This is a genomic window from Mesorhizobium sp. M0028 (genome assembly GCF_040323855.1).
In the GTDB taxonomy this organism is placed as follows: Bacteria; Pseudomonadota; Alphaproteobacteria; order Rhizobiales; family Rhizobiaceae; genus Mesorhizobium.
Genome location: NZ_JAMYVG010000004.1, coordinates 292,902 through 307,036 on the forward strand (window position 1 = coordinate 292,902; position 14,135 = coordinate 307,036).

At 59.1% G+C, this 14,135-nt stretch carries 13 protein-coding genes and 1 riboswitch; of the genes, 7 read left to right on the top strand and 6 right to left on the bottom strand.

The features are described from left to right. Positions 1–79 precede the first annotated feature (79 nt). A riboswitch (TPP riboswitch) is annotated at positions 80–196 on the bottom strand. A 182-nt stretch (positions 197–378) separates the two neighbouring features. Then, positions 379–1,923, bottom strand: a complete 1,545-nt coding sequence (locus NKJ93_RS11845) for a Fic family protein (protein ID WP_352589116.1) — start codon at positions 1,921–1,923, stop codon at positions 379–381. A gap of 1,150 nt (positions 1,924–3,073) precedes the next feature. On the opposite strand from NKJ93_RS11845, the gene NKJ93_RS11850 reads away from it, so the two are divergent. The 4 genes from NKJ93_RS11850 to NKJ93_RS11865 all read left to right on the top strand — a co-directional run bounded on the left by NKJ93_RS11850 (position 3,074) and on the right by NKJ93_RS11865 (position 7,043). Then, positions 3,074–3,529 (top strand): YybH family protein, encoded by a 456-nt coding sequence (locus NKJ93_RS11850; RefSeq protein WP_051409569.1) that lies wholly within the window; start codon positions 3,074–3,076, stop codon positions 3,527–3,529. Between the two features lie 518 nt (positions 3,530–4,047). Beyond that, a complete protein-coding gene (locus NKJ93_RS11855) occupies positions 4,048–6,045 on the top strand; it encodes a conjugal transfer protein TraG (RefSeq protein ID WP_352589119.1) in 1,998 nt (665 codons plus the stop codon). Positions 6,046–6,049: 4 nt separating this feature from the next. After that, the gene (locus NKJ93_RS11860; RefSeq protein WP_352494341.1) at positions 6,050–6,484 is read left to right on the top strand and encodes a CopG family transcriptional regulator; all 435 of its coding nucleotides are present in this window, start codon (positions 6,050–6,052) and stop codon (positions 6,482–6,484) included. A gap of 382 nt (positions 6,485–6,866) precedes the next feature. Continuing rightward, positions 6,867–7,043 (top strand): hypothetical protein, encoded by a 177-nt coding sequence (locus NKJ93_RS11865; protein WP_352479403.1) that lies wholly within the window; start codon positions 6,867–6,869, stop codon positions 7,041–7,043. A gap of 659 nt (positions 7,044–7,702) precedes the next feature. Here the strand turns inward: NKJ93_RS11865 and NKJ93_RS11870 are convergent. Both NKJ93_RS11870 and NKJ93_RS11875 read right to left on the bottom strand, forming a co-directional pair. Further along, on the bottom strand, positions 7,703–8,008 hold the full coding sequence (locus NKJ93_RS11870; protein ID WP_352589122.1) for a hypothetical protein: 306 nt from the start codon (positions 8,006–8,008) through the stop codon (positions 7,703–7,705). A 637-nt stretch (positions 8,009–8,645) separates the two neighbouring features. Continuing rightward, positions 8,646–9,530, bottom strand: a complete 885-nt coding sequence (locus tag NKJ93_RS11875) for a hypothetical protein (RefSeq protein WP_352589260.1) — start codon at positions 9,528–9,530, stop codon at positions 8,646–8,648. 857 nt (positions 9,531–10,387) lie between these two features. Between NKJ93_RS11875 and NKJ93_RS11880 the strand changes: the two genes are divergently transcribed. Together NKJ93_RS11880 and NKJ93_RS11885 are read left to right on the top strand one after the other, a co-directional pair. Then, positions 10,388–10,588 (top strand): DUF2905 domain-containing protein, encoded by a 201-nt coding sequence (locus tag NKJ93_RS11880; RefSeq protein WP_352589125.1) that lies wholly within the window; start codon positions 10,388–10,390, stop codon positions 10,586–10,588. A 409-nt stretch (positions 10,589–10,997) separates the two neighbouring features. Continuing rightward, positions 10,998–11,123, top strand: coding sequence for a hypothetical protein (locus NKJ93_RS11885; protein WP_352589128.1), 126 nt, complete (start codon positions 10,998–11,000; stop codon positions 11,121–11,123). Between the two features lie 241 nt (positions 11,124–11,364). On the opposite strand, the gene NKJ93_RS11890 is transcribed toward NKJ93_RS11885, so the two are convergent. After that, on the bottom strand, positions 11,365–11,625 hold the full coding sequence (locus NKJ93_RS11890; RefSeq protein WP_352589131.1) for a DUF3072 domain-containing protein: 261 nt from the start codon (positions 11,623–11,625) through the stop codon (positions 11,365–11,367). A 268-nt stretch (positions 11,626–11,893) separates the two neighbouring features. Here NKJ93_RS11890 and NKJ93_RS11895 point away from each other — a divergent pair, with 268 nt between their 5' ends. Then, positions 11,894–12,934: a GSU2403 family nucleotidyltransferase fold protein gene (locus NKJ93_RS11895; protein WP_352589134.1), complete on the top strand. Its 1,041-nt coding sequence runs from the start codon at positions 11,894–11,896 to the stop codon at positions 12,932–12,934. A 227-nt stretch (positions 12,935–13,161) separates the two neighbouring features. Here NKJ93_RS11895 and NKJ93_RS11900 read toward each other — a convergent pair whose 3' ends face one another. Continuing rightward, a complete protein-coding gene (locus NKJ93_RS11900; RefSeq protein WP_352589137.1) occupies positions 13,162–13,548 on the bottom strand; it encodes a type II toxin-antitoxin system VapC family toxin in 387 nt (128 codons plus the stop codon). Next, on the bottom strand, positions 13,548–13,805 hold the full coding sequence (locus tag NKJ93_RS11905; RefSeq protein ID WP_031195575.1) for a type II toxin-antitoxin system VapB family antitoxin: 258 nt from the start codon (positions 13,803–13,805) through the stop codon (positions 13,548–13,550). The genes NKJ93_RS11900 and NKJ93_RS11905 overlap by 1 nt, the downstream gene beginning before the upstream one ends. Positions 13,806–14,135 lie beyond the last annotated feature (330 nt).

Consider the following 14,135-nt stretch of genomic DNA (forward strand, 5'->3'; position numbering starts at 1 on the left):
TTGGAGACCCAGTTCTGTGCCGGGAGGATGAAAAGACGCTTCTGTCGACCTGCCGAAACAGGACCTCGGGCGTAAACTCCCGCAAGCGCTTGCACCGTCCCTACGCCAGTATGAACTGGATCAGGTTCAACGGGTCACTGCGCCGCGAATGCCAGCAGTATCTCAGCCCCTTGCCGGGACTCCCCTGGTGAATGCGTGAGGTTGGACGGGACGGCTCCGGTTTGTCAAGCGCGTTCTGGCCGCGGCTGATCGGCGGCCGGTCAGACCGTGCGGAAAAAATCGTGCATGTCTCGGCGACAAGTCAAGCCTCGGAGATGAAGGCAGGGACAAGGGAATTACAAACCGTCGGACTAAAAATCGATCCTGATGATCACACCTTCAATGGGCACCAAAGGTTTGCGCGTAGATCGCCTCGATTCTTCCTGCCTCGTCACTGGTCAGCGTGGCGAATTCCTTTTCGCGCGCGCGGTTCGATAGATGTCCATCATTCTGGTGAAGAAAACGGAAGAGCAGATCGGTCAACCGCTCGGGCATGTCAATAAAGGCGTCCACCTGCTGCCGGAACTGATCGTAGCGCTGCAGAAATGCGGTTTCCTCGGGAAGGTCCCGTTCGATCGTCCGCTGAACGCAGGCATAGAGGAATTCGGCGTGCGGGGTTGCATCGAAGAACCGGTAGAAATCACCGGTGTCATTCAGCACCCGGACGTTGAATTGCGGCGTCGGTTCCCATTCCACCAATGGCAGAAGGCGCTGCGAATAGCTCTCGAGCACGCCCCTGTACTCGTTGATCTGGTCCAGGATCGCGGCCGAGACGGGAAAGACCACTCCCGGCGGATTGAAGCCGCGCATGGCAAGGACGTGGTGGATTAGGTAGCGGTGAATGCGGCCGTTTCCGTCCTCGAACGGGTGAATGTAGACAAAGCCGAAGGCGAGGATTGCGGCGGCTACGACTGCATCAAGGTTTTGCGCGGGGCCCTGATCGAACGCCGCCATTCCATCGATTAGCCGCGGCAGGTCCTCGGGCCGAGCGCTGATGTGATCGGGCAAGGGCGTGCCGTTGTCTCGGTCATGCTCACCGACGAAACCTCCTTCTTTTCGGAAGCCAAGTCTTGCGAAACGGGCGTCGCCAAGTACAATTCTTTGCAGACGCAGCAGCTCATCGCGATCGATCGGCCAGCGGCCGGCTTCGCCGATGGCGCGGCCCCAGCGCTGGATGCGATCTTGCGGCGGGCGCTCGCCCTCGATCGCATAGCTTGATCGCGAGTCTTTGAGCAAAAGAAAGGCGGCGGTCCGAGCAAGAAGGTCGCGCGGCACGTCCGCTACGATTGCCTCCGCGCGCCGCGGTAGTTCAAGGCCGATGAATTTTTCGAGAATCTTGGTGCGGAACACCAGAGGGCAGAACTCACGCGTGCCGGGGAGATTGTCCCTTACGCGGTAGCGCGAAGCGGTCTTGTCGGGTCCGGGCCACTGCAGCTCGGGATCGACAACCGGAATGTATCGTCCGGCCGCCGCGTCCGGCAGATCGATACGGGCGCCCCTCAGCCATTCATATAAAAACCAGATGCGGCGGGCATAACTGCCGGTCGGGCTTTCACGGACCAGCGCCTCGATCGGCGTGGGACCGGTCACTTGGAACAGCCGCTTGAGGACGGCAAGGTCCAGTCCCTCGTACTTGAGCGCAAAGGTCAGGTGGCCTTCGAGGGTAGGATTTGGGGCGTGGCGGGGGGTCATGATCCGCCAGCCATCCCGTTCGGTAATGCGATGATGCTCGCCCGTGGCGAACAACCTACGGGGCAAGGGCACGGCGAGCCTGTAGGCTCCGACCAGGGCGCTGTACCCGGCCGGGGTCGCCGTTTCAGGAAGGCGGATTTCCTGAAAAACGGTAACAGGACCTGAAAATTGGTGCTCTTGCACCGGAGGCATGAAAAGCGAATCCTTTCATCGAATTTTGGTTCAGCTGGGCCAACACCTGTGAAAAATGATCCTATTCCATGAAAATTGATGCCACAAGACAAATTTTCCGAAAACCGATTCTAAACGGTGCTGGAGTCATCAAGCAAGAACTCCGCCACCGGCTCAAGGAAGCGACTTCATGACAAAAAGGTGAGTCCAGGAACCGCCATTCGCCCGTCTCTTAGTCACGAGGCCGGCACGGATGGCCCGCCTTACGTCGAGCCGGATTGCTCGAGGAGAACCGCGCCGTTCGGGGCTCACTCATAGAGCGCTCCGGCGCGCGATCCCGATTTGATAGCCGCGATCACGCTCGCGACTGATCTTGGTGACGTGGCGGCGTCGGAGTAGAAAACTGATGCAGGATCTCGGTGGCGTCGTGTGTGTGTGTGTGTGACCTGAAGTGAGTTCTCTGCGGTTATGGGGGACGGCACGCAGCGCGCGCGTCTTCTCGGCAAACAGATCGACGAAGCGGCACCGAAGGGAAGTTCCTGGCATTCATTCTCGCCATCGCTGCCCCAATTTGCCGACCGGACTGCCGATCGATCTCGCCCAATACTTTGCGCGCGCAAGGGCCGAAGTTGAACTGGGTGGCACCTGCTCATTCGGGAGCTAACTCATGCTTGGCGCGCTAGCCCGAGAGAGCTGTGCCTGATCGAATGCGTGAAATCGTAGCTCGGGTGGAGAGGCTGACACGGTCATCTGTCACCCGCCTTCGGGCTGTAACGGAAAGCGCGACATCGTCTCCAATGCTCGTTCCCCACGTCGAGGGCCCAGCGGCTTGGCTGCGGGGGGACTGTCAGCTAGTGGCCGCTGGGCCTTGACGACCAGCGAGCGTAAGAGGAGGCCCTGCGCTGGCTGACGAAAACTTGCGAGCAAAGCCACGGAAAAGCATCATTCGAACGAACTCTTTCGTCGAGACGAGGAGGGCAGTGAGGCGGTAGCCGCCGCTTTGAAGCTCTCCGGCAGCTGCTACGCTGGTCGTTCAGAGGGTCGCAGCTGCGCTTGCGCCGTCATATCAGATAAGTCTAATATAATCCGCGCCTAGCCATCGAACGCCGCGGCGCCCTCGGGTCGGCGCTATTCATCGGGTCGGCATGTCGGGTACGCAAGGGAGGACGAAATGAGACTGGTTCAGTCATTTGCATTTGCTGCTGTGCTGCTTCTTTCGTCTGCATTGTCTGCGGCCGCCCACTCGGCTCGTGAGGACATCGAAGCGGCGTTGGTAAAATTCATGGACGCCTTCAACAGCGGAAACGCAGCAGCGGTAGGTCAAATGTATACCGACGATGCCGCTCTGCTGCCACCCGACGGCAAACGCGTCGATGACCGCAAGGGCGTGGAAGAATTCTGGCAGGGCGCAATCAAGGCCGGGATGAAGAATCTCACCCTGAAGGCGCTGGAAGTGGAAGGGAGCGGGAATCTCGCCTACGAAGTTGGCGCATTTACGCTCAGTGTGCCGAGCAAAGGCGGTGCCCCTTCCACCGTTGCGGGCAAGTACATTGTCGTTTGGAAAAAAGGGGGCGACGGGACATGGCGCCTGCATCGGGACATCTGGAACTTAGGTGCGGCCCAATAGATTCCGCGATCCGTGAGGCCGGCGCGGCTTGCAACAGTTCCAACGAAAGTCCATGGCAATAGTTGATGTGACTGAATTGATTAACAAAATTGAACAGACTTGATGGGTCTGCTCATCGAGTCGGCTCTGGATCTATCGCGCTACCGATCAGGGAGGCGGTAAGATTCGAGCTCAGCAGAACGGCTGACCACCACTTGCCGGGACTAGAGTGTTCTCCGGCTCGGCGCGCCGCTGAGGACTCTTGTTCATTTGGTCATGCGCAATCCGTGGTTCTCCAAGAACCCGTCCATCTCGTCAAATGCCATCTGAGCCGAGACAACTAACTATCATTGGGCAAGTAGCGGCTCAACGGCTCCAGAAGAAAGCAGCCCCCCTATGCTCGTTCAACATTCGAGATCGCATCGGGCAAGTCTTTCCACGTGCGGGTACGCCATGCTGCTTCGACCGCCCCTTTTTTCTTGCGGATTTAGGAATTCGAGCTTTTCGGTTGTTCCGATCATCCATTTGGGAAACGACCGATGCCGGCAAGCAAGGTTTTATGGGGCCAGATACTCACCGCCTTTCTGATCGTCGTCGCGACAACATGGGGAGCAACACAGTGGACGGCAGGGCGGCTCGACTTTCAAAGCCAACTCGGTCCGCCGTGGTTCGAATTGGCTGGACACCCCGTTTATCCGCCGCCAGCCTTTTTCTGGTGGTGGTTTTTCTACGACGCCTACGCGCCGAACGTCTTCCTGGAGGGCGCGGCGATTGCGGCGAGCGGAAGCCTCATGGCTATCGTCGCAGCGATCGGGACGTCGCTGTGGCGGGCGCGCGAGGGAAAGGATACCACGACTTACGGCTCGGCGCGCTGGGCGACGCGAGACGAAATCAAGGCCGCTGGGATGATCGGTCAGGATGGGGTGATCCTGGGTATGTTGGGCCGACACTATCTACGCCACGACGGTCCGGAACACGTGCTATGTTTCGCACCGACCCGAAGCGGCAAAGGCGTCGGCCTGGTCGTGCCGTCACTACTGACCTGGCCGGGTTCGGCAATCGTCCACGACATCAAAGGCGAAAACTGGGAACTGACGGCCGGATGGCGGGCCCGTTTCGGCCAGGTGCTTCTGTTCGACCCGACCAATGCTGGATCCGCAGCCTACAATCCTCTGCTGGAGGTGCGACGGGGCGAGTGGGAAGTTCGAGATGTGCAGAACGTGGCGGATGTCCTGGTCGACCCAGAAGGCACATTGGAACGCCGCAACCACTGGGAGAAGACCAGCCATGCGTTGCTGGTCGGCGCAATACTGCACGTGCTCTATGCGGAGAAAGACAAGACCCTCGCAGGCGTGGCGAACTTCCTTTCTGATCCAGAGCGGCCAATCGAGGCAACGCTGCGCGCCATGATGCTGACGCGGCATTTGGGTGATGCAGGCCCGCATCCCGTCGTGGCGTCGGCTGCTCGGGAACTGCTTAACAAGTCCGAGAACGAGCGTTCCGGCGTGCTCTCGACGGCCATGAGTTTTCTGGGCCTCTACCGCGATCCAGTTGTGGCCAAGGTGACGTCATACTGTGACTGGCGGATCGCAGACCTTGTCGAGGAGGCACGGCCGACGACGCTCTATCTGGTCGTGCCGCCATCGGACATCAGTCGCACAAAGCCGCTGATGCGACTCGTGCTTAACCAGATCGGCCGCAGGCTCGCCGAAAATCTTCACGCGAAGGATCACCGGCAGCGTCTTTTGATGCTGCTGGACGAGTTTCCCGCGCTCGGCAGGCTCGATTTCTTCGAAAGCGCGCTGGCCTTCATGGCCGGGTATGGCATCAAGTCGTTCCTGATTGCACAATCGCTCAATCAGATCGAGAAGGCCTACGGACCGAACAATTCCATCCTCGACAATTGTCATGTGCGGGTGAGCTTCGCCACGAATGACGAGAGGACGGCCAAGCGCGTCTCAGACTCTCTGGGGACCGCGACCGAGTTGCGCGCCATGAAAAACTATGCGGGGCACAGATTGTCGCCCTGGCTCGGGCATCTGATGGTCTCGCGGCAGGAAACGGCGCGTGCACTGATGACGCCGGGCGAGATCATGCAGCTGCCCCCGACCGAGGCGATCATTATGATCTCGGGCCAGTTCCCAATCCGTGCGACGAAGGCACGCTACTTTGCCGACCCGCGTCTTGCCGAGCGTGTCTTGCCGCCGCCAAGGACCGGAGGGACAATGCAGAACGCTCGCTCTGAGGACTGGACCGACACGACACTTCTTGCTGAGCCGGAAGGCAAATCTCGCAAGCTGAGGCTTGCCAGGGATCAGCAGGACGAGGATCCGGCCAATGGCGGCATTCGCCGCCAGCCCGAGCTTCCCGAACACGAAGACATCGCGCCGGAACGAACGCCACGCTGCGACGATGAGTTCGACCTCGACAGGGACGAGCCCGATGATGACGCCGTTCGTCGCCGCAGTGTCGATCAAGCCATGAGACGCGCAGCTCGTCAGGCCGCCCTTGACCCCAATGATGGCATTGAGCTTTGAGCGCATGAAGAACGCCAAGAAAAGACGTCTGTCTGCCTATCTCGACCCTGACGTAATGAGGGCACTGGCAGATTACGCTGGGCGGCGCGAGGTCTCGCTGTCACTGGTCGCCGAGGCTGCGCTCGCGTCGTTCCTGTCGCCGGACGCCGAAGAACGAAAGCAAGCGGCGATCACTCGCCGCCTCGACCAGATCGATCGACGCGTGCAGCGGGTCGAGCGTGACGTCGGAATTGCTATTGAGACGCTAGCATTGTTCGTCCGGTTTTGGCTCAACTCGACTCCAGCCTTGCCGGAATCGGCGCAAGCGGAGGCGCGTGCCAAGGGCTTGCAGCGCTACGACAATTTCGTCGATGCGCTCGGTCGCCGGCTCAGCAAAGGACCAAGGCTCAGGCAGGAGATAGCCGACGATGTTCCGCCAGCGCCGCCGGCAACTGGATGAGCTGCCGGCAAGACAGGCGCTTCAAAAGCCCAACCCCGGTGCCCGATTGCGGAGCTATTTTGCGCAGCTGATACCCATCAGATCACCTTTCATCGGAGCGGCGGACCTCGGCATTCGTCTCCACAGTCGATCTCGGCTAGCAGTGTGCCTTGCCGGATTGGAGTTCTTTCGACCGCGCATGCTTGGTTGAATTCGAGCCTCGCCGCCCCGAGGAACAGGTTCTTGCCCGCGCCGTACCAAAGATTGATAATCACTTTGAAACTGCCCGGTGGCACGGTATCGCTGCCGAACCGGACATCAGGTCTTTCCTTGGCGCAATAACTTTGAAACAAATCCTGCTGGCAGGCGTTCCAGCATAGCGGGCGGGTTTCCGGAGGACCCAATGCCCGACGAATACAATGACATCGTCATCCCCCAAGACCACGACGCATTGCCACTTCGGGAGGAGGAGTATTTCGTCGTCTGCCCGGCGTGCGGCCAGGCATTCGACATCAGGTGTATGGCAGAGGCGCTTCATCACAACGAGCTGGGCCATCAGCCCTACGACCTCGACTCGTAGTCGCCGGCGTTGCCGTCGGGTCAGCTTACAACGAATCCCTGTCGCGAGGGCGTAGCTTTGCCGGCACGCTGTGTCGTGACAGACACCTTGCAGGCTTTCAGCGACGACTTGATTGCCGTTGCGGTTGTTGTCGATGTGGCCGTGGCTGTCACCGACCGGTTGTTAACCCAGGGGAGGGCGCTTACTCCACCGCAACCATGTCGTCCAGTTCCGTCGCGACGCACCGAAGCAGACTTTTTGCGGGCATCGGTGGCGGGACGAACATGTGATCTCCATAATGGATACGAGCCGGCGCCCATCGCGTCTGACCGGCGACCAAGCGCTCGCTGCAGAGAAAAGTTCCCGTCGAGCGGGATGCCGCGTTGCCTTCACACGGGATGTGCTGGTCGTCTCCTTCCACAGCGCACACGTGCCACGCGTCCTGGACGGGCGCGCCGCCTGTTGCCGAGAGCGACGATCGCGAATGCGAAGATCTGACTTGCTTCACCGGTAATCCGAAAGCGCCAGGAACGCGCTACGCTGGGCGCCTGCCCTAGCGTCGAGCTCCCATTTATCCGTTCGTCCGCTCCATATCCGACTGGACAGCGCGGCACCCTTGGGCTGTTCAAAGGCGCTTGCATCTTCCCCGCGCCGACACCGGCTGTTGTCTCGCCGGAGCGTTAACCCGTTGGAGCCCGGCGGGGCTTTCTCAGCCTAGTGATCGCCGACTTATCGACAGTAATCACCCCGCCGCAGTCAATGCGCACAGTGAGTTTGTTCCCTCCGCAATCGATGCGGGTGACGTCCCCAACAAGAACCACTCGGTCGCCGGCCCGGACTTTCGGTGGCGGATCAATCGTATAAGGATGGTCATACGAAGGAATGCTCACCCTGGCGCGCCCGCTGGGGAGAATCGCGATGACGATACCTGCTAGCGCAACCTCATCGCCGACCTCAAATTCACCAGGCATGTTAACGTGCAGCATGGTGTTCCTCCCGATGCTTTCCTAATTCACGCTTTGCTAAATTAATGCCCGGCCAACCAGGTTGGTTGCTTGCAATCGGCTTCGTACGGTTCCGCACAATTCCAAGCTGGGGTATGCACTCCCAGTTGGCCTCGGATCGGCCTTTGTGTGCGTCAAATTCTGCAGAAATGGTTTAACATTTCAGCGATGACCTTGGCGCGCTTGCCCAACCACGGTTAGCGGAGCGACGGACTTCCTCTCGGTCCGGCGATGGCCATAAAGGGTGCGTGGAGCGGAGGAACGCCGACGCCGGAAACAGGTATCGCGTGCTGTTCCCAAAGTGACGGCTCCCTCGGAGCGGAAGTTGAACACAGGCCCACCGTTAGGTCCGGCTTCCAAACGTCATAGAAGCCGCTTGACGGCTTTACCTGCCACGCTGGTTATTGGAGCCGAATAGTCAATGCGGGTGTCGTGCGCCTAAGCGCAAGTCAAATTCGTTTTCAGGCTCGGGATATTCAAGGCCAGCGGCGCTATCATCCGGTAATATTCAGCCAGGCCATATGTTGTTCGCTATCGTTGCACATGGGAGGCTCCGATCGGGGGACATTTCAATCACAATGGCAACCGGACAGACGCTGGAAGCGCCGGGCCTGAAAGGCTAGAACGATGACACAAGCTTTGCCCTTCTTCGCGCCAAGCTTCGAGCTTTTTGGCGAGCGATCCTGAGCTCGGGCAGCGTTGGCTGCCACCAGCCTCGTTGCCGTTCCGCTAACTCGGCAGCACGCCGAGCGGGCCATGTTCTAATCAATTCAGCCAACGTCGCCGGACGCCATCTGCCCCAGACATGGTCGACGTCCGCCTCGATCAAATGCGGATAGAACGCTGCTAATTCCGAGGCGTCTACGAGTTCACCCGAAATGTCTGTGAAGACGACGATGCCGTATTGCTCCGTCGCCACGGTAAGGCCAAGCCGGGGTAAATCGTCAGCAGGCAATGGATAGCGACGTCGCCTGCGTTCGGCATACCGCAATCTAGCGGCTTTATCTTCCTCGGAGTCTTTGGACGCTTCCCGTCGCCGTTTCCTCTCGTCCGGTTCTGCGCGGCCTGCGGCCCTTTCGATGCTTGGCCAATGGCGCCTCAACTCCTCGTATGAGCGGAAAGGCACCCTCCAGGCCCGCAGTTCGTCGTCCCAGCTCGCCCATGGAACGGCTCGCAGTTCCTCGAGGACCGTCCGCGAATATGGCGTGCGGATGCGCAGGTCGTCCGCGATTTCCAGATACCGGCTCGACAGGGGATCGAAGGCGAAGGCATCCCGTCCCTTGCTGTCATCATATGCTACTCGTAGATCCGCCTCTTGCGCCATCCAGCGCTGGACGCGCCGCGCGGCAGTCTTTCCCGGCACGAACCAGCTTCTGCGCTCGTCACTCCACCTGGCGCGCGGGAATGCCTGTCGAAACCGCTCAACCGCCGCGCGATCGTACGGAAAGCGCGCTTCGGCACCAGGAGCTGGCTGCGGTGCACCAGGGGCGTCGGATTTTTTCATCAGATTGCAAAGCACAGCACTGCTCTCAAACAACGCGGTGCAGCTCATTTGGGTCCAAGAACACCAGAACGTACGGTCAGAGCCGCAAGGGGAAGCCAATGAGGCGATCGGTGAAACTGCTCAACGCGCCCGGCGTGGCGAAACCTTCGCCGCGCCGGATCGTTATTCTGCTCCAGGAGAGGTCCACTCATGCCCAGACGAGATGCAGAAAACCCAACGGCCAGACGGCCAACTAGCCCTCGTTCGCGTCCCCTGAAAGGCGAGGAGACGGAAGTGAACCACATCGTCGAAACGCAAAGTGTGTCGCCAGCCCAAGCGCGAGAGCTTGTGCGGCGCCACGGAAACGATTGGCGTAAGATCGATGAAGCCGCCAAGTCTTATAAGGACGACAGCTAAGCACTTCAGGCCGGGCGGGGAAAGGGGGCATTGTCACGGCAATCCGCGGGTGCGATGGAGCGGATCGGCTTGAGGTGAGAATGACCACCGTCGCAACCTTCAACGTAAAGGGCGTCGTCAACTGCCCAATGACTGCATACGAATTGTTTGCCTCCATGAATTAAAGACGCCGGACGAGAAGTTCCTTTGGGTGCCCGCAACGATACCAGGTATCCTCGGCGGCGATCAACGAGGAGAACGGCATTCGGACGGATTGGTGATAAGGCATCGACGACTCTGAGCATTTGGGACACCGTAGGCCCTGACCAGGACGAATTGCTTCGCGCAGTCGGCGATGCTGACTACGAGACAGCGAAGATAGACAGGAAGAACCAAGAGAAATTGAGGCGCAACGACAGCAAAACAGCAATGAGAATGAGCCCAGCCAAGGGCAGCCACCATAGTCCCGGTCGGATGCCGCCATGTCCAGAACTCTGATCGTCGTTGGTTTGATCATAGTTGCCATAGGCCTATTGTGGCCTTGGGTGTCTCGGATCGGTCTGGGCAGATTGCCCGGTGACATCGTGATCCAACGTGAGAACTTCACGTTTTATGTTCCGATCGGCACCGGGATTCTGATCAGCATCGTGCTTTCGTTTGTTCTGTGGCTACTCAACCGATAGCGAGGACGGCGAGCCCGCGTCGCCGGAGGATAAGAACGACGCGGGCCGATCGAAGATATCCGATCTGGCAGCAAAAATATGAGGGAAAGAGTTGCTGCGTGGGCAGAACTTTCCCTGCGCGCCGGTGTTCCATCGCGTGAGTAAAAAAGCCCGCCGCACAGGTTGGTGCGGCGGGGGCGATCAAGCGCTGTTGCACCGGGCGGGGGCTCGGGGTCGGCATGCCCTGTGCGCGTGGATCACAGGGACTTTAGATGCATCAGCTGCAATGCGTCCACCAACCGACGGTTGGACAACACGAGGCTTGATTCCGAGAGCTTTCTCTCAGTGCCGAAGGGGCAAGATAGTTGCAGGAACTCAGTCTTCGCGCGGCACGTTGCTAAGTCGTTGACCTTCGCAAAGGATGCATGCAATGGCGAAAGACATATCTCGCGAGGAAGAGCAACGCGGCACCGAAAAAGTTCTCTTCTGGGGCGCTGCAATCGCCCTTGTCCTTTTTGTGTCTCTGCAGACCATCGCCATCATCGGGACGTCCTGATCTGTTTCGACAGCAGGATTGGACCAGCGGGCGCGAGGTCTTGGTGAGCTTAGGGCGGATGCCGGGCTGCTGCACCCTAAAAGCCGCTCCCATCCGCCGTCTGTCGTCTCGATCGCGAGTCGAGCGGCAATGCGCTGAATCAGAAAAATTAAATAGCACGGGTCACAACCTGCAGCAAAACTGTCCAAATTCGACCCGCTCGAGCTGTCCTTCGCTGGATACGAAAGCCCACGAGCGGACGCTACAGGCCCAACTTCTCCCGGAGTACATCAATGCGTTTAGAAGCTTCCGCCTTGCTGAGGCCGTCAGCATAGGCGTCAGGGTCGTCGGCCTGTTCGGCCAGAGTTTTCAAATAGGAGGCTTGTGCGGGAGTCATTGGGTCATCTCCGCTGACCCAATCTTCCGGGTCCTTTTCGACATTTGCCGATGTCTCGATTTTTGGGTTGTGCCGGTCGGCCATGATCAATCTCCCTTGATGATCACCACAATGAGAAATGATCATGATTTGTTCCGCCACTTTGGTAGCCTTTCTCACACCGTTTGCACCGGCCCGGTCTGCGGATCGAATGGAACCAGCGAAGGCCGTGTCCGAGCGGCGCTTTTGCTTCGACTGCGTTGCCGTAGAAAAGCTGCTCTGTCGTCATATTTTTTAATTAATACAGCTACTTCAACAGTCGCAATGGAATCACGTGAGAGCTGTTGCAACTGGCCGCTCCGCCGCCTATTGTGTATTGCAACAGCTCGGAGCTAAATGCAGGGTAACTGTTGAATTGGCTGATTTTGTTGAATTAAATAACGATCAGCGTCGGGAAAAAGTCAATTCCGACCAACGCTTCATTGCGCTCAAGGAGGCCCAAAGGAAGGCGAAGAGCTTTCGGGGATCCCTCGTCTGGCACACCGTGAACGGCATTGACCACTTGATGCGAAGCTACTACGACGCCGCTGGCGTACGACACCAAAAGGCAGAGGGTCGGCGCTCGCCGGCGAGCGAAGCTGTCAAGGCGGATTGGGAAACAGCTCGCGCGTCCGCCCAAGAAACGCTCTCTGCGCGACAGGAGCAGATGGAGCGCCAATCTGCTGTCAATCGCGCGCTCCGACTTGGACGTGTTCCCCTGATCGCCGCAAGAATTATCAGGGCAATAGATAACGCCGGTCTTCTCGGGGAAGGCATTCGTATTGCCGGCACGAATGCGATCTACGCCTATGAGGCGGCGGCCGGAGTGTTCGTGGATCCCGGAATCACATCGACCCAAGATATCGATCTCCTCATGGACTCGCGCCAGTCCCTCCGGATCATGTCTGGCGCCAACGTCGAACATGGAGCGCTCATCAACCTTTTGCGCAAGGTCGATCGGTCTTTCGAGCGTTCATCCGCCACGTTCCGCGCGGTGAACCGCGACGGATACCTCGTGGATCTGATCAAACCGCTTGCAAACCCGGCGTGGAAGCCGAGCCGGGAAACTGTCGGGAAGGCCGACGACGAATTGGTGCCCGCCGAGATCGCCGGCCTGGCATGGTTGGAAAATGCCCCTGCTTTCGAAGCAATCGCCATCGATGAAAAAGGCGGACCGTTGCGGCTCGTGGTTCCCGATCCGCGTATTTTTGCCGCTCACAAATTCTGGGTCTCAAAACGAGCTGATCGCGAGCCAATCAAGCGCCGTCGCGACCTGGCCCAAGCGCAAGTGGTTGCCTGGCTGACGACGCAATATCTCGAGCATCTCCCCTACAAAGCAAGCGAGCTTCGGGTCCTACCAAGGGCCGTTTTCGACGAAGCCCATCATTTATTCGCGCGACCAGCGTCGCGGCCGTGAATGTCTGAGCTACATGTTGGCCGGCTGGATTGGCCCTCAACTTCCAACCGATCGAAGACGCGGCCCAGCAGCGCCAGATCGAAGGGACGAAAGACGCCAGCTTGCTCTGCTTTGGGACCAATTGGCATGACGCCCCTTGATGCAGGCCCAGCCGACAGAATCGAAACTGATTGGGCGCTATTACAGGGTTCAAGCTGGAGACAGCCGATGATCTTAGAGTCTCGTGCTCATGCCGGTTCGATATCCGTTTGGGAGAAGTCTTTGCCGATGAAAAGCAGCGGTTCGTCTGCACGCTTTGCCAAAGCATAGGAGAGGCAATCGGCAAAATTCAGTGCCGCCGGGTGGTGGCCCTTGCCGTAGGTCAGCCAACCCTGGGTCGCCAGATCAACCAATTCGGAGTCGACAGGAATGATGTCGGCCTCGATTTTGCGCAGCCAAAGATCGATCTCGGCCAACGCGTGTTCGCCGCGCCTGCTGACCAGCACCATGCGTGCCTCGAGCACGCAGGTTGCCGGGACCAGACGGATTGGGTCGGAGACCAGCGCTCGTTCCAGCCTTGCTGCCTCAGGCTCGCTCCGAAGGATCGCTACAACAGCTGAGGTATCGATCACCATCAGTTAGGAATTCCATGCTCGTCATACCCGATGATCTCCTCGTCGCTGCGACTATCCAGTTCAGGCAATCGTGCCACTCTTTCTCGGATGGCGCGCAATTCTGCCAGCAGCCGCTCCTGAGCGGTCTCTCCAAAGCCCAAGCGGTGCAAGCGCTCGCTCAGGGCCTGATGAATGGCTGCTGTCTTACTGATACCCTGGCGGCGTGCGAGTTCATCGGCGAGAGCAACGGTGGCCGGATTTTTGATGTTCAGGGACACGAGAAGCTCCAAAAATCTACCTTTCTGACAATTTCTACCATAGTTCTCTAGGCTCTTCAACATACCTGCTAGCCTCGCCTACAGCCGCGCCGCGCCGGGGGCCGACCTCTGTGTGGACGTGGCTCGTCGCGCCAACCGGCTGCTCGCGGCGGCGCCGAACTTCGCGGCAGGGACGCCGACGAGATGGTGGCGCTGCTGATGGAAGACATCACCCCTTGAAGTGTCGGGCGGTCGATGACACTGGTCGGTGGGTCTCGATCGGCGAAAGCGATCCTTGTTGGTCGATGCCAGCAGCAGATATGCCTTCTCGTAGATATAGCCGCCTGTTCT